Source organism: Microbacterium tenebrionis (assembly GCF_903645325.1).
In the GTDB taxonomy this organism is placed as follows: Bacteria; Actinomycetota; Actinomycetes; order Actinomycetales; family Microbacteriaceae; genus Microbacterium; species Microbacterium tenebrionis.
Genome location: NZ_CAHJXQ010000008.1, coordinates 44,036 through 65,946 on the forward strand (window position 1 = coordinate 44,036; position 21,911 = coordinate 65,946).

21 protein-coding genes, 2 tRNA genes and 1 pseudogene are annotated in these 21,911 nt (G+C 68.0%); 18 read left to right on the top strand and 6 right to left on the bottom strand.

Annotated elements, in window-relative coordinates; all coding sequences use genetic code 11:
• Window positions 1-335 precede the first annotated feature (335 nt).
• The 6 genes and pseudogenes from dnaN to HWX58_RS11455 all read left to right on the top strand — a co-directional run.
• Complete coding sequence (gene dnaN / locus HWX58_RS11430; RefSeq protein WP_175987844.1) at window positions 336-1,478, top strand: DNA polymerase III subunit beta; 1,143 nt, start codon at window positions 336-338, stop codon at window positions 1,476-1,478.
• Between the two features lie 57 nt (window positions 1,479-1,535).
• The gene (gene recF, locus HWX58_RS11435) at window positions 1,536-2,723 is read left to right on the top strand and encodes a DNA replication/repair protein RecF (protein WP_175987846.1); all 1,188 of its coding nucleotides are present in this window, start codon (window positions 1,536-1,538) and stop codon (window positions 2,721-2,723) included.
• The gene (locus HWX58_RS11440) at window positions 2,720-3,205 is read left to right on the top strand and encodes a DciA family protein (RefSeq protein ID WP_175987848.1); all 486 of its coding nucleotides are present in this window, start codon (window positions 2,720-2,722) and stop codon (window positions 3,203-3,205) included. Before recF ends, HWX58_RS11440 begins: the two co-directional genes overlap by 4 nt.
• A gap of 119 nt (window positions 3,206-3,324) precedes the next feature.
• Window positions 3,325-5,370, top strand: a complete 2,046-nt coding sequence (gene gyrB / locus HWX58_RS11445) for a DNA topoisomerase (ATP-hydrolyzing) subunit B (protein ID WP_175987850.1) — start codon at window positions 3,325-3,327, stop codon at window positions 5,368-5,370.
• 28 nt (window positions 5,371-5,398) lie between these two features.
• Window positions 5,399-7,981: a DNA gyrase subunit A gene (gene gyrA / locus HWX58_RS11450; protein WP_175987852.1), complete on the top strand. Its 2,583-nt coding sequence runs from the start codon at window positions 5,399-5,401 to the stop codon at window positions 7,979-7,981.
• Window positions 7,978-8,379 (top strand): annotated as a pseudogene (locus tag HWX58_RS11455) (DUF3566 domain-containing protein); the annotation flags it as partial. The gene gyrA and the pseudogene HWX58_RS11455, both read left to right, overlap by 4 nt.
• Before the next feature lie 60 nt (window positions 8,380-8,439).
• On the opposite strand, the gene HWX58_RS11460 reads toward HWX58_RS11455, so the two are convergent.
• Window positions 8,440-9,153: a VIT1/CCC1 transporter family protein gene (locus tag HWX58_RS11460; protein ID WP_175987854.1), complete on the bottom strand. Its 714-nt coding sequence runs from the start codon at window positions 9,151-9,153 to the stop codon at window positions 8,440-8,442.
• 94 nt (window positions 9,154-9,247) lie between these two features.
• Between HWX58_RS11460 and HWX58_RS11465 the strand changes: the two genes are divergently transcribed.
• From HWX58_RS11465 to HWX58_RS11485, 5 genes are all read left to right on the top strand, one after another.
• Complete coding sequence (locus tag HWX58_RS11465; RefSeq protein WP_175987856.1) at window positions 9,248-10,537, top strand: sensor histidine kinase; 1,290 nt, start codon at window positions 9,248-9,250, stop codon at window positions 10,535-10,537.
• Entirely contained in the window at window positions 10,525-11,208 is a 684-nt protein-coding gene (locus HWX58_RS11470) for a response regulator (protein WP_175987858.1), read from the top strand. The genes HWX58_RS11465 and HWX58_RS11470 overlap by 13 nt, the downstream gene beginning before the upstream one ends.
• Window positions 11,205-12,017: a DUF4097 family beta strand repeat-containing protein gene (locus HWX58_RS11475; protein WP_175987860.1), complete on the top strand. Its 813-nt coding sequence runs from the start codon at window positions 11,205-11,207 to the stop codon at window positions 12,015-12,017. Before HWX58_RS11470 ends, HWX58_RS11475 begins: the two co-directional genes overlap by 4 nt.
• A 53-nt stretch (window positions 12,018-12,070) precedes the next feature.
• A tRNA-Ile gene (locus HWX58_RS11480) sits at window positions 12,071-12,144 on the top strand.
• A 27-nt stretch (window positions 12,145-12,171) separates the two neighbouring features.
• Window positions 12,172-12,244, top strand: a tRNA-Ala gene (locus tag HWX58_RS11485).
• A gap of 144 nt (window positions 12,245-12,388) precedes the next feature.
• Here the strand turns inward: HWX58_RS11485 and HWX58_RS11490 are convergent.
• On the bottom strand, window positions 12,389-13,468 hold the full coding sequence (locus tag HWX58_RS11490; RefSeq protein WP_175987862.1) for a 3-deoxy-7-phosphoheptulonate synthase: 1,080 nt from the start codon (window positions 13,466-13,468) through the stop codon (window positions 12,389-12,391).
• A 260-nt stretch (window positions 13,469-13,728) separates the two neighbouring features.
• Between HWX58_RS11490 and HWX58_RS11495 the strand changes: the two genes are divergently transcribed.
• Both HWX58_RS11495 and HWX58_RS11500 read left to right on the top strand, forming a co-directional pair.
• Window positions 13,729-14,874, top strand: coding sequence for an aminotransferase class V-fold PLP-dependent enzyme (locus HWX58_RS11495; RefSeq protein ID WP_175987864.1), 1,146 nt, complete (start codon window positions 13,729-13,731; stop codon window positions 14,872-14,874).
• A 109-nt stretch (window positions 14,875-14,983) separates the two neighbouring features.
• Window positions 14,984-15,406: an NUDIX hydrolase gene (locus tag HWX58_RS11500; RefSeq protein WP_175987866.1), complete on the top strand. Its 423-nt coding sequence runs from the start codon at window positions 14,984-14,986 to the stop codon at window positions 15,404-15,406.
• 7 nt (window positions 15,407-15,413) lie between these two features.
• On the opposite strand, the gene HWX58_RS11505 is transcribed toward HWX58_RS11500, so the two are convergent.
• Both HWX58_RS11505 and HWX58_RS11510 read right to left on the bottom strand, forming a co-directional pair.
• Window positions 15,414-15,830, bottom strand: coding sequence for an aminoacyl-tRNA deacylase (locus HWX58_RS11505; protein WP_175987952.1), 417 nt, complete (start codon window positions 15,828-15,830; stop codon window positions 15,414-15,416).
• A 92-nt stretch (window positions 15,831-15,922) separates the two neighbouring features.
• Entirely contained in the window at window positions 15,923-16,420 is a 498-nt protein-coding gene (locus HWX58_RS11510; protein WP_175987868.1) for a DNA helicase, read from the bottom strand.
• Between the two features lie 158 nt (window positions 16,421-16,578).
• Between HWX58_RS11510 and HWX58_RS11515 the strand changes: the two genes are divergently transcribed.
• Together HWX58_RS11515 and HWX58_RS11520 are read left to right on the top strand one after the other, a co-directional pair.
• Window positions 16,579-17,136: a peptidylprolyl isomerase gene (locus HWX58_RS11515; RefSeq protein ID WP_175987870.1), complete on the top strand. Its 558-nt coding sequence runs from the start codon at window positions 16,579-16,581 to the stop codon at window positions 17,134-17,136.
• A gap of 23 nt (window positions 17,137-17,159) precedes the next feature.
• Window positions 17,160-18,053 carry a rhomboid family intramembrane serine protease gene (locus HWX58_RS11520; RefSeq protein WP_175987872.1) on the top strand — a complete coding sequence of 298 codons (894 nt, stop codon included), beginning with the start codon at window positions 17,160-17,162 and terminating at the stop codon, window positions 18,051-18,053.
• A 204-nt stretch (window positions 18,054-18,257) separates the two neighbouring features.
• Here HWX58_RS11520 and HWX58_RS11525 read toward each other — a convergent pair whose 3' ends face one another.
• Window positions 18,258-18,497 carry a cell division protein CrgA gene (locus HWX58_RS11525; protein WP_175987874.1) on the bottom strand — a complete coding sequence of 80 codons (240 nt, stop codon included), beginning with the start codon at window positions 18,495-18,497 and terminating at the stop codon, window positions 18,258-18,260.
• A gap of 77 nt (window positions 18,498-18,574) precedes the next feature.
• On the opposite strand from HWX58_RS11525, the gene HWX58_RS11530 reads away from it, so the two are divergent.
• The 3 genes from HWX58_RS11530 to HWX58_RS11540 are packed head-to-tail and all read left to right on the top strand — an operon-like array spanning window position 18,575 to window position 20,175.
• Window positions 18,575-19,366 carry a class E sortase gene (locus HWX58_RS11530; protein ID WP_175987876.1) on the top strand — a complete coding sequence of 264 codons (792 nt, stop codon included), beginning with the start codon at window positions 18,575-18,577 and terminating at the stop codon, window positions 19,364-19,366.
• Window positions 19,367-19,376: 10 nt separating this feature from the next.
• Entirely contained in the window at window positions 19,377-19,532 is a 156-nt protein-coding gene (locus tag HWX58_RS11535) for a hypothetical protein (protein ID WP_175987878.1), read from the top strand.
• A gap of 7 nt (window positions 19,533-19,539) precedes the next feature.
• Entirely contained in the window at window positions 19,540-20,175 is a 636-nt protein-coding gene (locus HWX58_RS11540; protein ID WP_175987880.1) for an anthranilate synthase component II, read from the top strand.
• On the opposite strand, the gene pknB is transcribed toward HWX58_RS11540, so the two are convergent.
• Window positions 20,157-21,854, bottom strand: coding sequence for a Stk1 family PASTA domain-containing Ser/Thr kinase (pknB, locus tag HWX58_RS11545; protein ID WP_175987882.1), 1,698 nt, complete (start codon window positions 21,852-21,854; stop codon window positions 20,157-20,159). The genes HWX58_RS11540 and pknB overlap by 19 nt on opposite strands.
• Window positions 21,855-21,911: the final 57 nt, after the last annotated feature.

Below are 21,911 nucleotides of genomic sequence, written 5' to 3' on the forward strand. Positions count from 1 at the left end.
GACGGATGTGTGCGGATCCCGGCATACTGTGGATAACTCGGTCAGAAGCGGATGCTGCGCCACCGCCGTATTCACGCGGATTCCTCACCGATTCCACATGTCACACCCGTGTAGTTCCCTACGGAATGCTGATATCCACCGACTTATCCACAGTATCCACAGCTGTTAACACCGTTAAGAACTCAATCCTCTGAAGACGGCATCCCATCACCTCGAAGCGCGGTCGGGTGTGCGGAAACGGGCCGTATGGCGCATGTGCGCTCTGGGGCTACGATGGGAACCCCTGAGGTGGGTCACGCCGCTCAGGTCATGTCATTCACGACGAGGGAGAGCCCGTGAGGTTTCAGGTAGGCCGCGATGTCTTCAGCGAAGCAGTGTCGTTCGTGGTCAAGCTGCTCCCGCAGCGCAATCCTCAGCCGATCCTGGCCGGTGTGCTCATCGAAGCCGGTGACGGCGGACTGACCCTCTCGGCGTTCGACTACGAAGCATCCGCTCGCACGACCATCGAGGCGAGCATCGAGACGCCCGGCACCATCCTCGTCCACGGCCGTCTGCTCTCCGACATCGCCAGCCGCCTGCCGAACGCACCGATCGACATCGCCGTCGAGGACGACGGCGGCATCGCCGTGACGTGCGGATCCGCCCGCTTCACCCTCGCTGCGATGCCCGTCGAGGAGTACCCGTCGATCCCCGAAGTCTCCGGTTCGTCCGGTGTCGTCCCGGCCGACGACTTCGGCACCGCGATCGCGCAGGTCGGCTTCGCGGCATCCCGCGATGACGTGACCCCCGTCCTCACCGGCGTGCAGCTCGAGGTCTCGGGCCAGAGCCTGAGCCTGGTCGCCACCGACCGCTACCGCGTGTCGCTGCGCGACGTCCCGTGGGACGGCGAGGAGTCCGAGCAGACCGCGCTCGTCCCCGCCCGCACTCTGACCGAGGTCGGCAAGACGTTCGGTCACGCCGGAACGATCCAGGTCGCGTTCTCCGGCACCGGCGACCGCGAGATCATCGCCTTCACCGCCGGCAACAAGACCGTGACCTCGCTGCTGATCAAGGGCAACTTTCCGCCCGTCCGCCGGCTGTTCCCCGAGCAGACCGACCACTACGCGGTCGTGAACACCGCCGATCTCATCGAGGCCGTGCGCCGCGTCTCGCTCGTGCTCGACCGTGCCGCTCCGCTGCGGTTCACGTTCAGCTCCGACAGCGTGACGATGGATGCCTCGGGCAGCGAGCAGGCCCGCGCATCCGAGTCGGTCGATGCGCACCTCTCCGGCGGCGACGATGTGACGCTCGGCCTGAACCCGCAGTACCTGACCGAGGCACTCGGCGCGGTCAAGAGCGAGTTCGTCCGCGTCACGTTCACCTCGAGCGACAACGCGAACAAGCTCAGCCCCGTGCTGATCACGAGCCAGACCTCTGTCGACCAGGCGGGTTCGGACTCGTTCAAGTACCTGCTGCAGCCCAACCTCCTCCTCCGCTGACCGTTCGAGAGGATCAGGGACGATTCCCCTGTCCCACCCCCGAAGTAGGCTGAACCCGTGATCGTGGAGCACCTGAATCTGGTCGACTTCCGCAATTACGCGACCGCCGATCTCACTCTCCTCCCCGGACCGAACGTCCTTGTCGGCCGCAACGGTCAGGGCAAGACGAATCTCGCCGAGGCGGTCGTCTTCCTCGCGACGCTCGGCTCCCACCGGGTTTCGGCGGATGCGCCGATGGTGCGCGACGGTCAGGATTTCGCCGTCATCCGTGCACGTCTCTCGGTCGGCGAGCGCCGGGTCCTCACCGAGGTGCAGATCAACCGGCAGGGGTCGAACAAGGCGCGCATCAACGGCTCGCCGTCGAAGACGAGCGAACTCCCCCGCTACGCGCATGTCGTGCTGTTCGCTCCGGAAGACCTGCAGATCGTCCGCGGCGACCCGTCGTCGCGCCGGCGCTTCGCCGACCAGCTGCTCATCCAGCGCACTCCGCGCATGGCGGCGGTTCTCGGCGACTACGACCGTGTGCTCAAGCAGCGCACGGCGCTGTTGAAGTCGGCTCGCGCCCGCGGCATCCGCGGCGACGCGCTCACGACGCTCGACGTGTGGGACGACAAGCTCGTCGCGCTCGGCTCCGAGATCATCGAGGCACGGATGCGTCTGGCGTCCGATCTGCAGCAGCCGCTGGCGGATGCCTACACGGCGATCGCCGGGGCCGACCACAGTCCCGAGCTCGAATGGGCACTGTCCGTGCGCGGCGGCGACCCGGAGGAGGGCGAGGTCGAGGCATCCGATTCGCGCGGCGCACTGGCGGATCAGTTCCGCGCGGCGCTGCAGGCGAAGCGCACACAGGAGCTCGACCGGGGGCTCACCCTCGTCGGGCCGCACCGCGACGATCTGCTGCTGCGGGTCCGCGGTCTTCCCGTGAAGGGGTACGCCTCGCACGGCGAGTCCTGGTCGGTCGCGCTGGCGCTGCGTCTGGCATCCGCCGAGCTGCTGAGGGCCGAGTCCCCCGCCGGCGACCCGGTGCTCATCCTCGACGACGTGTTCGCCGAGCTCGACGCGGATCGGCGTCAGCGCCTGGCGAGCCTCACAGCCGGGTACGAGCAGGTCATCGTCACCGCCGCGGTCGAGGAGGACATCCCCGAACCCCTGCACCGGCACGTCGTCCGCATCCATGCGGGTACGATCAGCGACGACCGCGCGAGCGACGAGCGCACGACGGACGACGGGGAGGAGACGCCGTGACGGATGCCGACACCCCAGAGACCGTCGCGACCTACCTCCGGCTGCGCGGTCTCCAGCCGAGTTCGAAGAGCTGGAAGCGCAAGCGCCGCATCCGCGACGACGACGAGAACGCGCCGTTCACCCCCGGTCGTGATCCGGGAGCCCTCGGTGCCGTGCTCGACAAGCTCAGCCGCGAGTCCGGATGGGACATCACGCTGGCCCGTGAGGACCTCGTCCGGCAGTGGGCGGATCTCGCCGGTGCCGACACCGCGAAGCACTCCGAACCGGTGTCGCTTTCGAACGGGATGCTGACCGTGAAGTGCGATTCGACGGCCTGGGCGAAGAACCTGCAGTTCATGCGAGCGACCATCCTGACCGAGATCGGACGACGCTATCCGCAGGCGGGTGTCGAGAACCTCCGCTTCATCGGTCCGGACGTCCCTTCTTGGAAATGGGGGCCCAGAGCCGTCCCAGGGCGGGGTCCGCGCGATACCTACGGGTAGGACACCACAGAAGGGGTCCAGATCGATTTCAGGGCCACACGCGGCCGTTCAGCGCGATGAAGCGGGTCTGATGAGGGTAGACTGGTCATTCGAGATATCGATGTGGAGAATGCCCTCTGATGACGCCTGAAAATCCTGCTGACGAGCCTGAATCCACAACCGCAGCCAGTGCGGCCACGCCGCCGTCCTCCGACTACGGCGCCGATCAGATTCAGATCCTCGAAGGCCTTGAAGCGGTGCGCAAGCGCCCCGGCATGTACATCGGATCCACCGGTCCCCGCGGCCTCCACCACCTCGTCTACGAGATCGTCGACAACTCGGTCGACGAGGCGCTCGCCGGCTACGCCGACACGATCCTCGTGACGCTGCTCGCCGACGGCGGCGTCCGCGTGGTCGACAACGGCCGCGGCATCCCGACCGACCCGCACTCCTCCGACCCGAACAAGTCGACTGTCGAGGTCGTGCTCACGATCCTCCACGCCGGCGGAAAGTTCGGCGGCGGCGCCTACGCCGTCTCCGGCGGTCTGCACGGCGTCGGCTCGTCCGTCGTGAACGCGCTGTCGACCCGTTTCGACGTCACGGTCAGGCAGAAGGGCTTCGCCTGGCACCACAGCTTCGCCGACGGCGGTGTGCCGCAGCAGAAGCTCGAGAAGGGCGAGCCGACCGACGCGACCGGCACCGACATCACCTTCTGGCCGGACCCCGAGATCTTCACCGAGTCCGTCGAGTTCGAGTACGACGTGCTGCGCACCCGCTTCCAGCAGATGGCCTTCCTCAACAAGGGTCTGCGCATCGAGCTGCGCGATGAGCGCGAGGGCGCGACCTACGAGATCGAAGAGGACGGGCAGACCGTCACGAAGCAGCGCGAGGATGTCTTCCTCTACGAGCGCGGCCTCGTCGACTACGTCGAGTACCTGAACAAGGTGCGTCACGCCGAGGTCGTCACCGAGGAGATCATCGATTTCGACGCCGAGGACACCGAGCGCAAGATCTCGCTGGAGATCGCGATGCAGTGGACGACCGGGTACTCCGAGAACGTCTACACGTACGCGAACACGATCAACACGCACGAGGGCGGCACGCACGAAGAGGGCTTCCGCGCAGCGCTCACGACGCTCGTCAACCGGTACGCCCGCGCGAACAACCTCCTCAAGGAGAAGGACGACAACCTCTCCGGCGACGACGTCCGCGAGGGACTGACCGCGGTCATCTCGATCAAGCTCGGAGAGCCGCAGTTCGAGGGTCAGACCAAGACCAAACTCGGCAACACCGAGGCGAAGGCCTTCGTGCAGAAGGTCGTCGGGGATCAGCTCGGCGACTGGTTCGAGCGCAACCCGGGGCAGGCGAAGAATGTCGTCCGCAAGGCGATCGACGCCGCGACCGCGCGCCTCGCGGCCCGCAAGGCGCGCGAGACCGCGCGCCGCAAGAGCGTTTTCGAATCGGCCGCCATGCCCGACAAGCTCAAGGACTGCACGAGCAAGGATCCGTCCATCAGCGAGATCTTCCTCGTCGAGGGAGACTCCGCCGGCGGCTCGGCCGTGCAAGGCCGCGACCCGCACACCCAGGCGATCCTGGCGCTGCGCGGCAAGATCCTCAACGTCGAGCGCGCCCGCCTCGACAAGGCCCTCGCCAACAAAGAGGTCCAGGCGATGATCCAGGCCTTCGGCACGGGCATCGGCGAGGACTTCGACATCGAGAAGGCCCGCTATCACAAGATCGTCCTGATGGCGGATGCCGACGTCGACGGCCAGCACATCACGACGCTGCTGCTGACTCTGCTGTTCCGCTACATGCGCGGACTCATCGAAGCCGGTTTCGTGTACCTCGCGATGCCGCCGCTGTACCGGCTGAAGTGGTCGAACCAGCCGCACGAGTACGTGTACTCGGATGCCGAGCGCGACGCGCTGCTCAAGCACGGTCTCGACAACGGCAAGCGCATCCCCAAGGACAACGGCGTGCAGCGCTACAAGGGTCTCGGCGAGATGAACGCCAAGGAGCTGTGGGAGACCACGATGGACCACACCACGCGGACTCTCCGCCAGGTGACCATCGAGGACGCCGCCAGCGCGGACGAGATCTTCAGCGTGCTCATGGGTGAGGACGTCGAATCGCGACGCACGTTCATCCAGCGCAACGCCAAGGACGTCCGCTTCCTCGACATCTGACGCCGACGGCGCCGACGGAAAGAAACACATGACTGACGACATTTCGACAGGCTCAATGACCGGCCCCGAGGGGCACGAGCACGGCAAGATCGACCAGGTCGACCTGCAGTCCGAGATGCAGCGCAGCTATCTCGACTACGCCATGGCCGTCATCGTCGGCCGTGCGCTGCCCGATGTGCGCGACGGCCTCAAGCCCGTGCACCGCCGCGTGATCTACGGCATGTACGACGGCGGATACCGGCCCGACAAGTCGTTCTCGAAGTGCGCCCGCGTCGTCGGCGAGGTCATGGGTCAGTACCACCCGCACGGCGACACGGCGATCTACGACACCCTCGTGCGCCTCGTGCAGCCGTGGGCGCTGCGCTATCCGCTGGCCCTCGGGCAGGGCAACTTCGGCTCACCGGGCAACATGGGCGCCGCCGCCCCCCGGTACACCGAGACGAAGATGGCTCCGCTCGCGCTCGAGATGGTGCGCGACATCGAAGAGGAGACCGTCGACTTCTCGCCGAACTACGACGGCCAGACCCAGGAGCCCGACGTCTTGCCGGCGCGGTTCCCGAACCTGCTCGTCAACGGGTCCGTCGGCATCGCGGTCGGCATGGCGACGAACATCCCTCCGCACAACCTGCGGGAAGTGGCGGATGCCGCGCTGTGGGCGCTGGACAACCCCGAGCTTCCGCGCGAGGAGCTCCTCGAGGGCCTGATCAAGCGAGTCCCCGGTCCCGACTTCCCGACCGGGGCGCAGATCCTCGGCACGAAGGGCATCCACGAGGCCTATCGCACCGGCCGCGGGTCGATCACGATGCGAGCGGTCGTCGACGTCGAGGAGATCCAGGGCCGCACGTGCCTGGTGATCACCGAGCTGCCCTACCAGGTCAACCCCGACAACCTCGCCGTGAAGATCGGCGACCTCGCTCGTGAAGGCAAGGTCACCGGTATCGCCGACATCCGCGACGAGACCAGTGACCGCACCGGTCAGCGGATCGTCGTCGTCCTCAAGCGCGACGCCGTCGCCAAGGTCGTGCTGAACAACCTGTACAAGCACACCCAGCTGCAGGACAACTTCGGCGCCAACATGCTCGCGATCGTCGACGGCGTGCCGCGCACCCTGGCGCTGGACGGCTTCATCGCCAACTGGATCACGCACCAGATCGACGTCATCGTGCGGCGCACGATCTTCCGTCTGCGCGAGGCCGAGAAGCGCATGCACATCCTGCGCGCCTACCTCAAGGCGCTCGACGCACTCGACGAGGTCATCGCGCTGATCCGCCGCTCTCCCACCCCTCAAGAGGCGAACGAGGGTCTGCAGAAGCTGCTCGACATCGACGAGGGTCAGGCCGACGCGATCCTGCAGATGCAGCTGCGCCGTCTGGCCGCTCTCGAGCGTCAGAAGATCATCGACGAGGCCGACGCGCTCGAGATCAAGATCGCCGATTTCAAGGCGATCCTCGCCGACGAGTCGCGTCAGCGCGCCATCATCCGCGCAGAGCTCACCGAGATCGTCGACCGCTTCGGCGACGAGCGCCGCACGCACATCCTGCACGGCTTCGACGGCGACGTGTCGATGGAAGACCTCATCGCCGAGGAGGAGATGGTCGTCACCGTCACCCGCGACGGCTACATCAAGCGCACCCGCAGCGACAACTACCGCTCGCAGCACCGCGGCGGCAAGGGCGTCAAGGGCGCCCAGCTGCGTGCCGACGACATCGTCGAGCACTTCTTCGTCACGACGACCCACCACTGGCTGCTGGTCTTCACCGACAAGGGCCGGGTCTACCGCACCAAGACGTACGAGATCCCCGAGGCCGGCCGCGACGCGAAGGGCACGCACGTCGCGAACCTGCTCGCGCTGCAGCCCGACGAGGGCATCGCGCAGATCCTCGATCTGTCCGGCTACGACGACGCGGACTACCTCGTGCTCGCGACGCGCGACGGTCTGGTGAAGAAGACGCGCCTGAGCGAGTACGACACCAACCGCCAGGGCGGCGTCATCGCGATCCGACTGCGCGAGGACGACGAACTCGTCAGCGCCATGATCGTGGACGCCACCGACGACATCCTGCTCATCAGCCGCAAGGGCATGTCGGTCCGCTTCCAGGCGACGGATGCCGCGCTGCGGCCGATCGGCCGCGCGACCGCGGGTGTCACCGGCATGAAGTTCAAGGGCGACGACCGGCTGCTGTCGGCATCCGTCGCCGCACCCGAGGGCTTCGTGTTCACTGTGACCGACGGCGGGTACGCCAAGCGCACCGAGGTCGAGCAGTACCGCGTGCAGAACCGCGGTGGATACGGCATCAAGGTGGCCAAGCTCAACGACGATCGGGGGGTCCTGGCGGGCGGTCTGATCGTCAGCGAGGACGACGAGGTCTTGGTGGTTCTCTCCAGTGGCAAGGTGGTACGCTCTGCCGTGGCCGAGGTGCCCGCGAAGGGTCGAGACACCATGGGTGTGCTCTTCGCCCGCACGTCCGAGAAGGACCGCATCCTCGCTATCGCCCGCAACGGAGAGCGGGGCCTCGACGACGACGAGGCGGAGGCGGCGACAGAGAACGACGCCCCCGAGACGGCCACGGCCCCCGAAACGAACCCGAGCCCTGAGGAAGCAGACGCATGAGCACAGTAGCCGACAGGCTGGCGAAGAAGTCCACGCGCAAGACCGGTGGAAAGCAGGTCCGCCTGCGCCTGGTCTATGTCGATTTCTGGTCGGCGGTGAAGCTCTCGTTCCTGGCAGCGGTTGCGATGGCCATCGTCACGATGGTGTCGTTCTTCCTCATCTACCTGGTTCTCCAGACCACGGGTCTGCTCGCCGGTGCGGATGACTTCGTCGGCCAGATCACCGACAACTCGGTCTCGCTCGCCTCGCTGATGGGCCTGCCCCAGGTCATGGCGTTCGCTGCCGTGGTCTCGATCCTCAACCTCATCGTGTTCACGGTGCTCGGCGCTGTCGTCGCCGGCATCTACAACCTGGCGGTGAAGGTGACCGGCGGCCTGCTCGTCGGCTTCATGTCCAACTGTGAAACCTCACGAACGGCGGATGCTCCGGCATCCGCCGTTCGTCGTCTCTGGCGCCGATCAGGCCACGCCCGACGTGCCCAGCAGGGTGCCGATGGCCCAGGTGACCGCGAGTGCCAGCGCGCCGCCGCCGACGAGGCGGATCGATGCGCGAAGACGGGACGCACCGCCGATCCCTGCCGAGATCGCACCGGTCGCCGCGAGTGCGACGAGCACAGCGACGAACGTCACCGGAATCCGCCACTCCACGGGCGGCAGGAGGATCGCCAGCAGCGGCAGCAGGGCGCCGATCGTGAACGAGATCGCCGACGAGATCGCGGCGTCCCAGGGGTTCACGAGGTCGTCCTGATCGATCCCCAGCTCCACCTCGAGGTGAGCGGCCAGAGCATCGTGCTCGGTGAGCTCGACAGCGACCTGGCGCGCGGTGTCCTCGCTGAGTCCCCGTTGTCGGTAGAGCTCGGTGAGTTCGTCGAGCTCTTCTTCGGGGAGCGTCTCGAGCTCCTCGCGCTCCTTCTCGATGAGCGCGCGTTCGGAGTCGCGCTGGCTGCTCACCGACACGTACTCCCCGAGCGCCATCGAGATCGCGCCGCCGACGAGGCCGGCGACGCCCGCCAGCAGCACGGGCGCCTTGGCGGGGGTGGCGCCGGCGACCCCGACCACGAGGGATGCCACGGACCCGATGCCGTCGTTCGCGCCGAGGACGCCGGCGCGGAGCCAGTTCAGCCTCTGGCCGAGGCCGGCGCCATGGGGTTCATTCGGATGTTTATCGCTCACTCCACCATGATGGCGCACGGGTAGGGAAAACCCGACCGCAGCTCTCGGGATGACTCGGTGTCGGCGACCCCGGACCCCCGCCTACCTTTGAGGCATGACCACTCAGACCGTCCCTCCCGCGTCGCCGGTTCCGCCCGCGGCGCCTGCCCCGGCGAAGACTCCGCCGCTGCGCATCCTGATGACCGTCCTGCATCTGGCAGGGCTCGGCGTCATCGGCGCATTCGCCCTCACGATGCTCTCGGGGCTGCTGGGCCTGGGGCTCGGCCTCATCCTCGTCGTCGGTGTCGGACTGCTCTTCCTTGTCGGCTTCGTGTACCTCTTCTACGCGACCGCATGGTTCGAGGTCGCCCGCGCCAGCAGCCTGTACCGTCTCGATCTTCCTCCGCTGCGCTGGCGCGGCAGCCCGCACACCGGTTTCGGCGGGTGGCTGCACTCGCTGTGGCGGCAGCTGATCGACGGGCGCACGTGGCGCGCGATCGCGAACTTCGTCATCGCGTGCATCATGGGTGCGATCGTCCTGCGCCTGTTCGAGGGCATGATCCGCTCGGCCATCGCGGCTTTCGCGCCCCTCACGGGCGCCGAGACGGTCACCATCCCGTTCTTCGGGGCGGAGACGGCCATCGGCTGGGCACCGGTGCTCGGTGCGATCGGCGTGGTGGTGTCTGCTGCGGCGATCGTGGGTCTGGCGCTGCTGCACCGTGTGCTGACCCGGGCGATCGTCGTCGCGAACCGCGAGGCCGAGCTCACCGAGCAGGTGCGCACGACCAGTGCGCAGCGCGAGGGCGCCGTCCGCGCGGCCGATGTCGAGCGCACCCGCATCGAGCGCGACCTGCACGACGGCGTCCAGCCTCGGCTGGTCTCGGTCGGAATGACGCTCGGGCTCGCCCAGCAGAAGATCGACACGGACCCGGATGCCGCCAAGCAGCTGATCGGCGAGGCGCACACCTCGACGAAGGCGGCGATCACGGAGCTGCGGCAGCTCGCCCGCGGCATCCATGCGTCCGTGCTCGATGACCGGGGACTGGATGCCGCGCTCTCCGCTCTCGCCAGCAGGTCGCACATCCCCGTGAGCCTCGACGTGCGCATGAATGGGCGGTGCAGCCGGGATGCCGAGGCGGCCGTGTACTTCTCGATCGCCGAGTCGCTGACCAACGCCGCCAAGCACTCGCGGGCGAGCGAATGCCGGGTCGTGGTGCGGCTCCGCGAAGGCGGAACGCTCTGGGCGCGGGTCGAGGACAACGGCATGGGCGGCGCGCAGGTGCAGCCCGGCGGGGGACTCGACGGGGTGTCGAACCGGGTGCTCGCGGCCGGCGGCACCTTCCGGCTGGACAGCCCGCAGGGCGGTCCGACGTCTCTGGAGGTGAGCGTGCCATGCGCATCCTGATCTGCGAGGACTCGGTCCTCCTTCGCGAAGGGCTCGTCAGGCTCCTCGAGGATTCCGGTCACACCGTTGTCGCGGCTCTCGCCGACACCGAGACGCTGACCGAGGCGGTGCGGACCACGAACCCCGAGCTCTGCATCCTTGATGTGCGCCTCCCTCCGACGTTCACCGACGAGGGCATCCGCGCAGCGCTCGGACTGCGGGCCACGCATCCTGACCTTCCTCTGCTGGTGCTCTCGCAGTACGTCGAGGAGCGGTACGCCAGCGACCTCATCGCAGCACAGGGAGGTCCGCTCGGCTACCTGCTGAAGGATCGGGTGGCGGACGTGGCCGAGTTCGTGGCGTGCGTGGAGCGGATCGCCGAGGGGGCGACGGTGCTCGACCCCGAGGTCGTGGCCCAGCTGCTCACGCGTCGAAACCGCGATGATCGGATGCTGCAGCTGACGGAGCGCGAACGGACCGTGCTCGCCCTGATCGCCGAGGGCAAGTCGAACCAGGCGATCGCCGGGCTCCTGTTCCTCTCCGAGGCGAGCGTCGAGAAGAACATCACCTCCATCTTCCAGAAGCTGGGCTTCGAACAGGACGAGTCGGGCAACCGGCGCGTGCTCGCAGCACTGGCGCACATCGAGAATTCGGGCGGAAGCGCGCCCACGCAGACAGGAGCAGAACGATGAACGAGCAGGAGAACACCGGCTTCAAGGCCGTGGCGATCGTCACGGCGGTGATCGGCGGCATCGCGCTCGCCGGTGCGGGGACGACCGCCGCGTTCGGCGCCGTGAACGCCGTCGTCGACCGAGCGGATCGTTCCGCCACCGTCGACGCCAGCGGGGTCACCGACCTCGATGCCGACGTATCGGCCGGCGACGTCACGATCCGCTTCGGAGACGTCGACGAGGCCGAACTGCACGTGACGGGGGGCGATCGCGACTGGAAGATCGAGCGCGACGGAGACACACTGCGGCTGCACAACCCGGATCGCTGGTGGGGCTGGGGCGGCGACTGGTCGTGGTTCGGCGACTGGAACAGCGACGCGAGCGTCGAGCTCGTGCTGCCGCAGGATCTGTCCGGTCTGGATGCCGCACTCGACCTCAGCGCGGGACGCCTGGACGTCGAGGGCGACTTCGGCGAGCTCGACGTCGATGTCTCGGCCGGGGCGCTGCGGCTGACGGGCAGTGCTGACTCGGTGAGCGCCGACATGAGCGCCGGCGACGCCGATGTCGAGATCGCCGACGCTGACACGGCATCCTTCGAGGTGTCCGCCGGCGAGTTCATCGCAACGCTCACCGGCTCGGCGCCCAGCGAGGTGAAGGTGGGCGTGAACGCCGGATCGCTCGAGCTGACGCTGCCCGACGTCGAGTACGACGTGACCCAGGATGTGAGCGCCGGATCGCTCGACAACGGGCTCAGGACCTCGTCGAGCGCCCGCAACGCGGTCGAGGTCGACCTGTCCGCCGGGAGCGTCGAACTCCGGGCTGCGGACTGATCAGCGTCGATTCGGATTTTCCGTCAAACTCCGGTAAAGTCTTGGAGGTTGACGGGGCTATAGCTCAGGCGGTTAGAGCGCTTCACTGATAATGAAGAGGTCCCAGGTTCAAGTCCTGGTAGCCCCACCGTTCCCTCCAATTCAATACCCCTTCGGGGCCTTAGCTCAGTTGGTAGAGCGCCTGCTTTGCAAGCAGGATGTCAGGAGTTCGAATCTCCTAGGCTCCACAGATACATCGAAACGGGCCCCTGCCGCACGAGACTTGTGCTGGCAGGGCCTGTTTCGTCGTGCGAGACGGGGTCTGTTGCACGAAACAGGTCGTGGCACCGCCCGTCTCGTGCGGCAAGCCCCGTCTCGATGCGCGAGCGGCCTCAACCGCGCCGCCGCCGCACGCCCTCCGCGAGGGCCTCGAGGGCAGCGGTCGTGGCATCCCACCCCATGCAGGCGTCCGTCACGCTCTGGCCGTAGACGAGCCGGGTCCGGCCCGCAGCCACGTCCAGCTTCTGGGCGCCTGCGACGAGGTTGCTCTCGAGCATGACGCCGGCGATCGCGACGCCGTCGGTCGCGATCTGCTCGCCGAGCTCCGCCGCGACCAGCGCCTGACGCACGTGGTCCTTGCCGCTGTTGCCGTGGCTCGCGTCGATGATCACGCGCGGGATGAGCATCGCGGCCTCCAGTCGAGCGGCTGCCTCGGCGACGTGGGCTGCGTCGTAGTTCGGGCCGTCCGCTCCCCCTCGGAGAATGATCGACGTGTCGGGGTTGCCCGTCGTCGACACGAGGCTCGCACGGCCGTCGGCGCCGATCCCCAGGAACGCCTGCGGGGCGGATGCCGCGGCCGCAGCATCCAGCGCCACCTGGAGGCCGCCGTCCGTGCCGTTCTTGAAACCGATCGGCATGGATAGGCCTGATGCCAGCTGCCGATGGATCTGGCTCTCGGTGGTCCGCGCGCCGATCGCGCCCCACGTGATGAGGTCAGCGGTGTACTGCGGGCTGATCGGTTCGAGGAACTCCGTGGCGCACGGCATCCCCAGAGCCGTCACATCGCGCAGGAACCCGCGGGCCATCCGCAGCCCCGCCTCGATGTCGTGACTGCCGTCGAGGTGCGGGTCGTTGATGAGGCCCTTCCATCCCACCGTGGTGCGCGGCTTCTCGAAGTAGGTGCGCATGACGATCAGCAGGTCGTCGCGGTGCTCCTCAGCCGCTCGAACGAGGCGTCCGGCGTACTCGAGTCCCGCCGCCGTGTCGTGGATCGAGCAGGGGCCGGCGACGACGAGCAGCCGGTCGTCCTCCCCCGCCATGATCGCCCTGACCTCGTCACGGGTGCGGGCGATGAGGCCGGCCCGCTCCTCCCCGATCGGAAGCTCGGCGGAGATGTCGCGGGGCGACGGGAGCGTCGTGAATCTCGAGACGTGCAGGTCGGCGGTGGTCTCGCTTGCGGTGATGGTGCTCATGGGTCCTGTTCCTCGTGAGGGCGGACCCGGATGCAGAGCCCGCCGTAAACGGCGAAAGCCAGAGCGAATGCTCTGGCTCGTCGGCTCTGAAGGTGTCGGGATGCGTCAGATCATCGCCGGCCCCTCCAGAGCCGACTCGAAATACGCATACCAACGGGTTGTCATGCGAAGAACACTACCCCATCGAGACACCAAGGCCGCGCCCGCTGCCCCGCTGCTCGATTCCTGATGGATGCCGCGACGTGTGGGATGCTGGGGCCATGACTGCCCTTCCGCACGAACTTCCGCACGACGACGTCGACCCCGGCGGGCTGCTCGAGTACTCGGTGGTGTTCACGGACCGCTCGCTCAATCACATGTCCGAGCGCTTCGTGGCGGCGATGCAGCAACTGCTCGGCATCCTCGACGAGGCGTACAACGCGCACACCTCCGCGGTCGTCCCCGGCGGCGGTACGTACGCGATGGAGGCCGTCGCCCGTCAACTGGCAACCGGGCGCCGCACCCTCGTGATCCGAAACGGACTGTTCTCGTTCCGCTGGTCGCAGATTCTGGATGCCGCCGGCATCAGCGACGACGTCACCGTGCTCACCGCGCGCCCCGACGGCGACGACGTCCAGGCGGCGTGGTCGCCCGTCCCGATCGACGAGGCGGTGGCCGCCGTCCGCGCTCGCCGCCCGGAGGTCGTCTTCGCACCGCACGTCGAGACCGCGGCCGGGATGATCCTCCCCGACGACTACATCCGCGCGCTCGCCGATGCCGTGCACGAGGTCGGCGGTCTGTTCGTGCTCGACTGCATCGCCTCGGGCGCGATGTGGATCGACATGAAGGACCTCGGCGTCGACGTGCTGCTCAGCGCGCCGCAGAAGGGCTGGAGCGGAACACCTGCTGCGGGCTACGTCATGCTCAGCGAGGCCGGGCGGGAGGCCGTGACCACGCGCCCGTCCACGAGCTTCGCGATCGACCTCGCCAGGTGGCTCGCGATCGCCGACGAGTACCGGGCTGGTAGGCCTGCTTATCACGCGACGATGCCGACGGATGCCCTGGTGCGCAATCTCGCAGCCATGGTCGAGACGCGTGACCGGGGCTTCTCCGCCCTGAGAGACGCGCAGGTCGAGCTGGGGTCGCGCGTGCGCGAACTGCTGGCCGCGCGCGGGCTGCCGTCGGTCGCCGCGGACGGGTTCGCCGCCCCCGGCGTCGTCGTCGTGCACACCGATGACCCGGCTCTGAAGTCCGGCGCGGCGTTCAGGGAGCAGGGTCTGCAGATCGCGGCCGGCGTGCCGCTGCACTGCGACGAGCCCGAGGGGTTCTCGACGTTCCGCATCGGCCTGTTCGGACTCGACAAGTTCGCCGACGTCGACGGCACGGTCGCCCGCCTGGAGGCTGCGCTCGACGCGATGCATCGCTGAACGCGGGTCGTCGGGCCGGAGGACTCGCGAGCGGTCGCGTCCGGTGAGTTGACGATTCACGCCACCTCCCGCGGAGAGGAATGCCTGCGGCGCCGAGTATGGTGAACCCATGGATCTGCGCGTCGCTGCGTACGCCGTCATCACTGACGATGACGGCAGGGTGCTGTTGGCGCGCTGGACGGAGGGGCGCCGCGCCGCCTGGACCATGCCGGGCGGCGGGCTCGAACCGGGTGAGGATCCGGAGGACGCCGTGCGCCGCGAGGTCGACGAGGAGACCGGTTACGCGGTGCGCGTCGGCGAGCTGCTCGGCATCCACTCGCGCGTTATCCCGGCCGGACGCCGCACGCATCACGCGGATGCTCCGCTGCACACCCTGCGCATCGTCTACTCGGCGGACATCATCGGCGGCAGCCTCCGCTTCGAGGAGAACGGCTCGACCGACATGGCCGGATGGTTCACGCTCGACGAGGTCGCGAACCTGCAGCGCGTCAAGCTCGTCGACATCGCGCTGCGGATGGGCGGCGTTCTCTGACCGTCGACTACTCCGGAACCGAGATGTCGGCGACCGTCGCGCCGTAGGCGGCGATGAGGTCGTCGGCATCCACGAACAGGCTGTAGCCGTGGGCGCCGGCACCCATCGCGATGCGCTGGCCGACGATCGACTCATCGGCGTAGATCGGCCAGTCCGTCGTGCTGCCGATCGGCACGATGGTGCCGCGCTCGTAGCCGGTCGCCGCCAGGGCGAGCTCGGGCTCAGGGAGGCGCAGCTTGTTGACGCCGACGACGGCGCGCAGCTTGGGCCACGAGATCGATCGGCCGCCCGGGACCAGCGCGAAGAGATACGTATCGTCGCTGCGCTTCACGACGAGGGTCTTGACGATGCCGGATGCCGGGATGCCGAGCAGCTCCGCCGCTTCGTGGAGACTGCGCGCGTTCGGCCGCTCGCGGATCTCGATCTCGAGACCACGGGCGGCCGCGGCATCCCGGACGCGGGAAAGCCGCTCCGGCCCTTCGACGGGCTCAGGGCGCGGAGCGGCCGGTGCGGATGTCACGCGTCGGGCGCGGACAGCGGGTCGTCGGCGACCCAGAGCTCGTCGTCGGTGCGCAGCGCCTGCCAGGCGGCGTAGAGCACGCCGGCGGCCGCAGCGGCGCCGAGGACGATCGCGATGATCGACCCGAGTCCCGGGCCCTGCTTCTTCTTGACGATGCGGCCTTTCGAGACGGTCAGTCCCTGGCGCTTCGCGTTGGCGACATCCCATGCCGACAGTGCGCTGCCGACGACACCGCCGACGATCGGCACGACCTTGTCGTCGACGACGTGACGGCCGAGCTTGATGCCGCGGTCGACGGTCGGGGCGACCCGGCGGTTGTAGGCATGCTGGACGATGGGAAGAACCTGCTCGCGGCCGACGTTGCCGAGCTGGCGACCGGCTTCACGAGCGATGTCGGCGGCGTGGCCGACGAGCTCCTGCTGGTGCTCCCAGAGCTCGTTGGCGTCGTTCTGCAGACGGCGCAGCTGCTTCTTGCGCTTGCGGGTCAGACTCACGATTGTTCTCCTGTCGATGGGGAGTACGGGTTCACCATCTTGCCAGAAGAGTCTGAGTACCGGCACTGATTCTGCCGCCCCTTGTCACGACGGGACGTCCCCGCTATTGTCCGGCCCGGTTCCGGCCCCCGCGCCGCATGCTCTGCGAGAATGGACACATGCCTCAGCACTCTCACGTCGCAACTCTGCACACCAACCACGGCGACATCGTCATCAACCTGTTCGGCGACCACGCCCCCAAGACGGTCAAGAACTTCGTCGGGCTCTCCGACGGCACGCAGGCCTGGACCGACCCGGCCACCGGCAAGCCCGGCGAGGGCGCGCTGTACACCGACGTCATCTTCCACCGCATCATCCCGAACTTCATGATCCAGGGCGGCGACCCCCTCGGTCAGGGCGTCGGCGGCCCCGGCTACAACTTCAACGACGAGATCCACCCGGAACTGAACTTCAACGAGCCCTACATCCTCGCCATGGCCAACGCGGGTCTGCGCCGCAACGCCATCACGGGCGAGCTCGAGGGCACCAACGGCTCGCAGTTCTTCATCACCACCGACCCGACGCCGTGGCTGATGGGCAAGCACACGATCTTCGGCGAGGTCGCCGACGACGCCTCGAAGAAGGTCGTCGACGAGATCGCCGCCGTCCGCACCGGCGCCGGCGACCGCCCGGTCGAGCCCGTCGTGCTGCACTCCGTCGACATCGCCGCCGTCTGACGCGATAAGCCTGGCCGATCCGGATGACGTCCTCTGAGTTCGCGAGCAACAGCGACAACTACTGCTATCGCCATCCGGATCGGCAGAGCTTCGTGCTCTGCCAGCGCTGCATGCGCACCATCTGCCCCGAATGCCAGACGCAGGCCGCCGTCGGCGTGATCTGCCCGGAGTGCATGAAGGACGACCGAGCGAATCGCTCCCCCGCGCAGAAGAAGGCCGCGCGGCGTTGGGGCGGAGCATCCGCATCGCCGATCGCCACAGCCCGCAGCGGCAAGCCCGTCGTCACCTACGCGCTGCTGATCATCACGTCCTTCATCAGCCTCGTGCAGCTCATCCCCGGCGTCGGCGACGCCGTGGGCGACGCGCTGCTGTTCGCCGCCGCGTATCTCTACCCCGACCTGTCCGGCGCTCCGTTCCAGCCATGGCGGATGCTGACGACCCTGCTCGTGCACGGCAGCTTCATCCATCTTGCGTTGAACATGCTCGGGCTCTGGATGCTGGGCCAGATCCTTGAGCCGATGCTCGGACGCGCCCGCTACCTGGCCCTGTACCTGATCAGCGGCCTGGGGGGCTCGGTCATGGTCGCCCTCCTCGCTCCGAACGTCGCGACCGTCGGGGCATCCGGTGCGATCTTCGGTCTCATGGCGGCCCTGCTCATCATCGGCCGGCACATCGGCGGGAACGTCACCGGCATCCTCATCGTGCTCGGTGTGAACTTCGCGATCGGGTTCGTCTTCGGCGGGATCGCGTGGCAGGCGCACCTCGGCGGTGCGATCGTCGGCGCGCTCGTCGCGCTCGTCTACACGCGCCCCCGCCGCAGGGATCAGCGCGTGTGGCAGATCGCCCTGCTCGGGGCCATCGCCGTGCTGCTGCTCGTCATCGTCTTCGTCGTGCCGCCCATCCTCGTCACCGCGTAGGCCACCACCACCGCCGCGGGCCACCACCGCGCAGCTCGGCGAAATCCTGGTCAGGCGTTGTTAACAGGGTTCTCCACCCCTGTGAATAACACCGGTGTAATTCTCCCCACCCTGTGCACAAGCCTGTGGATAACTCTGGGTCGCGCCCGCGCAGGAGCACGAAAAAGCCCCCCGGCGAACCGGAGGGCTTTGGTTGGCAGGCGGTCAGCGCCAGCGCGTGGTCATGAGGAAGCCGATGAGCGCGATGCCCAGGCCGATCGCGAGGTTCCACGACCCGATGCCCGGAATCGGCAGGGTCGCCCCCGACAAGTAGAACACGAGGATCCAGGCGAGGCCGAGCAGCATGAAGCCGAGCATGACGGGCTTGAACCAGACGGCGTTGGGTGCCTGCTCGCTCTCGGTGCGCTCGACGATGGGCTCTTCGCTCTTCCGGTCACGTGCCATGCCGTCATTCTACCCAAGAGCCCGCCCGTTCCCATTCCCGGAATCGGCGGTCACCCGGCGCGGATAGGATCGCACCTATGACCGCATCCGTCGCGCAGCCGCCGCCGCGGTCCCGCCGACGTCGTCCGCGTTCACGCGCGACGTTCACGAGCGTGCTCGGCGAGCTGCTCCTCACGGCCGGCGTCGTGGTGCTGCTGTTCGTCGCCTGGCAGATGTGGATCGGCGACATCATCATCGGGGCCCAGCAGAACAACGAGGGTCACGCCGTCTCGCAGGAGTGGGCGGCGCTGCCCGCACCGGAGCCTCCGGCAGCGACCCCGCAGGAGGACGGCACCGTTTGGTACGAGCCGCCGACGCTGGAGCATCCAGGCGCCGGCGTCCGCTTCGCGCAGATGCTGATCCCTCGGTTCGGTTCGGACTACAACGTCGCGATCGCCGGCGGGACGACCAGGCCCATCACCCTCGACCACGGATGGATCGGCCTGTACGATCAGTCGGCGATGCCCGGTCAGGTCGGCAATTTCTCGGTGGCCGGCCACCGCACCACGTGGGGCGCACCACTGAACCGCATGGACAAGCTGCGCGTCGACGACGCCATCGTGGTCGAGACCCCGGAAGGCTGGTTCACCTACCGGTTCCGCAACCTCGAGTACGTCAAGCCCAGCGCCGTCGACGTCCTGGCGGACGTGCCGCAGATGCCCGAGGTGAAGACGGGGGAGCGGTACCTGACCCTCACCGCCTGCTCGCCGCTGTACTCGCTCGCCGAGCGCATCGTCGGATACGCCGTGTTCGAGGGCTTCCAGCCCCGTGCCGAGGGCGCACCCGAATCCCTGAGCCCGGTGGACGACGTCGCCCCGCCGTCCTGGTAGGAGAGTATTCATGTATGCAGCGCTCTGGCGGATCCTCCCCGGCCCGTGGTGGCTACGGGTGCTGATCGTGCTCGTCGTCGTCGCGGCGATCCTGTACGGCCTGTTCTTCTATGTGTTCCCGTGGGTCAGCCCGCTCATCACGCCCGACGAGGTCGATCTCGAGTGAGCAACCGATGAGTGTCAGGGTGCTCGTCGTCGACAACTACGACAGCTTCGTGCACACCCTCGTCGGGTACCTGCGCGACCTCGGCGCCTCGGTGGATCTGGTCGAGGCGGATGCCGCGGACGCGAGCGCGTTCGCCGCGATGATCCCCCGCTACGACGGCGTGATGCTCTCGCCGGGGCCCGGCAGGCCGCGGGATGCCGGAGCATCCGTCGACGTCGTGCATCTGTGCGCCGACATCGGGATGCCGCTGCTCGGCGTGTGCCTCGGGCATCAGGCGATCGGCGCGGCTTTCGGCACAGAGGTCTCCGAGGCGCCGGAGCTCATGCACGGCATGGTGTCGTCCGTCGTGCACACCGGAACGGGGCTGTTCGACGGCATCCCTTCGCCCTTCGACGTCGGACGCTACCACTCGCTCGCGCTCGCCGAGGAGGACCTGCCCGCCGCACTGCGGGTGACGGCGCGCAGCGAATCGGGCACGGTCATGGCCGTCGCGCACCGCGAGCTGCCGATCACGGGCGTCCAGTTCCATCCCGAGAGCATCCTCACCGAGCACGGTCACCGACTGCTCGCGAACTGGCTGGGCTCCCTCGGCTCCGTCTGCTGGAGTGGTCCGGACGACCTGCGCTACTGGCCGGTGCAGTAGCGCAGCTCGACGTCGGACTGCACGGGGACATCGCCCGGAGGGGCCGACATCGACGCGACGGTGGCCGGATTCGTGGCCGGGCAGTCCGCGGACTCGATCGGGATGGCGTTCAGCCCGAGCTCCTCGAGGTGGGCGGATGCGGCATCCAGCGTCCAGCCGGTCACGTCAGGAAGAGTCACCCGTCCGCTGGCCACGACGAGGTTCACGACCGTGTTCGGCGCGACCTCGTCACCCTCATTCGCATCCGTGAGCTCGAGCACCGTGTCGGTCTGGCTCTCGGGGTCGTTGCGCGGGGTGACGCTGCCGAGCTCGAGTCCGGCATCCGCGATCTCCTGCTTCGCCGCAGTGAGCGAGAGACCCACGAGCGGGGGAATCTCCACGGTCTCCGCGCCGGACGAGACGTACAGCGTCACCGTCTCGCCCACCTTCACCGACTGGCCCGCCTCGGGGTCGGTGCGGATGACGTTATCCTCGCTGACGTCGGAGCTCGCCTCGTAGACGACCTCGGCCTGCAGGTCCATGTCGGCAAGGTCTGCCTGCGCGCGCTCGGCCGAGACGTCGACGAGGTCGGGGATGATCCGCGATGAAGACGGGATTTCCTCGCCGCGGGGCATCATGATGACCCACAGCAGCACCGAGATGAGCAGGACGGCCAGCAGTGCGACCCCAGCCCAGATCCACGCCACTGGCGGACCGGACTGCGTGCGGGTCATGGTCGTGTCCGAGCTCAGCTGCCGCAGCGACCGCGCGGTCTCCTGCGCCTGGCGCGGGCTCGGACCGTACAGCTCGCTGGTGAGCTCTCCCAGCTGCTTCTTCGTCGGCGCCTTGCCGGTCACGGCCGAGTCGAGCGCGACGCGGAAGCTCGCGGCATCTGGATACCGCTGGTAGGGGTCCTTCGCGAGTGCGCGGAGCACGATCGGGTCGAGCGTCCGCGGCGCCTCCTCGTTCACCTCGGTCGGCGGAACCGGCGCTTCGCTGACGTGCTGGTAGGCGACGGCCACGGGTGAATCGCCGCGGAACGGCTGGCGCCCGGTGAGCAGCTCGTACAGCACGACGCCCGTCGAATACAGGTCGGCCCTGGCGTCCACCGGTTCGCCCTTGGCCTGCTCCGGAGAGAAATACGCGGCTGTGCCGAGGATCTGGGTCGTCTCGGCGACCGTCGACGACGAGTCCGAGACCGCGCGGGCGATGCCGAAGTCCATGACCTTGACCTTGCCGGCGGCGGTGACCATGACGTTGCCCGGCTTGATGTCGCGGTGCACGACACCGGCGCGGTGCGAGTAGTCCAGCGCCTCGAGGATGCCGTCGATGTACCGCACGGCGTCCTCGACGGGCACGGGGCCGGCGGCGATGATGTCCTTCAGCAGTTGCCCCTGGACGAGCTCCATGATGATGTACGGCTCGCTGGTGGAGGCCGTGCTGCCATCGGCGGAACCGGGATCGCCGGCGTCGAACACGCGCACGATCGAGGGATGCGACATGCGCGATGCCGCCTGCGCCTCGAGGCGGAACCTCGTGCGGAAGGCCGTGTCGCGGGCGAGTTCGGGGTCGAGGATCTTGATCGCGACGTCGCGGCCGAGGGTCAGGTCGTAGCCGCGGTACACCTTGGCCATGCCGCCGTGGCCGATGAGCTCGTCCACGCGGTACCGCTCAGCGATGATGCGCGGCTCTGCTGACACGTCCGTCCCCCTGGAAAATCACTCCGACTAGCTCTGCAACCCTATCCGCTGAAACCT

Bases quoted from the DNA above. Each gene is read 5' to 3' on its own strand.
- gyrB (WP_175987850.1), top strand. From the start codon at position 3,325: ATGACGCCTGAAAATCCTGCTGACGAGCCTGAATCCACAACCGCAGCC.
- gyrA (WP_175987852.1), top strand. From the start codon at position 5,399: ATGACTGACGACATTTCGACAGGCTCAATGACCGGCCCCGAGGGGCAC.
- HWX58_RS11465 (WP_175987856.1), top strand. From the start codon at position 9,248: ATGACCACTCAGACCGTCCCTCCCGCGTCGCCGGTTCCGCCCGCGGCG.
- HWX58_RS11470 (WP_175987858.1), top strand. From the start codon at position 10,525: ATGCGCATCCTGATCTGCGAGGACTCGGTCCTCCTTCGCGAAGGGCTC.
- HWX58_RS11475 (WP_175987860.1), top strand. From the start codon at position 11,205: ATGAACGAGCAGGAGAACACCGGCTTCAAGGCCGTGGCGATCGTCACG.
- HWX58_RS11490 (WP_175987862.1), bottom strand. From the start codon at position 13,468: ATGAGCACCATCACCGCAAGCGAGACCACCGCCGACCTGCACGTCTCG.
- HWX58_RS11495 (WP_175987864.1), top strand. From the start codon at position 13,729: ATGACTGCCCTTCCGCACGAACTTCCGCACGACGACGTCGACCCCGGC.
- HWX58_RS11500 (WP_175987866.1), top strand. From the start codon at position 14,984: ATGGATCTGCGCGTCGCTGCGTACGCCGTCATCACTGACGATGACGGC.
- HWX58_RS11515 (WP_175987870.1), top strand. From the start codon at position 16,579: ATGCCTCAGCACTCTCACGTCGCAACTCTGCACACCAACCACGGCGAC.
- HWX58_RS11520 (WP_175987872.1), top strand. From the start codon at position 17,160: ATGACGTCCTCTGAGTTCGCGAGCAACAGCGACAACTACTGCTATCGC.
- HWX58_RS11525 (WP_175987874.1), bottom strand. From the start codon at position 18,497: ATGGCACGTGACCGGAAGAGCGAAGAGCCCATCGTCGAGCGCACCGAG.
- HWX58_RS11530 (WP_175987876.1), top strand. From the start codon at position 18,575: ATGACCGCATCCGTCGCGCAGCCGCCGCCGCGGTCCCGCCGACGTCGT.
- HWX58_RS11535 (WP_175987878.1), top strand. From the start codon at position 19,377: ATGTATGCAGCGCTCTGGCGGATCCTCCCCGGCCCGTGGTGGCTACGG.
- HWX58_RS11540 (WP_175987880.1), top strand. From the start codon at position 19,540: ATGAGTGTCAGGGTGCTCGTCGTCGACAACTACGACAGCTTCGTGCAC.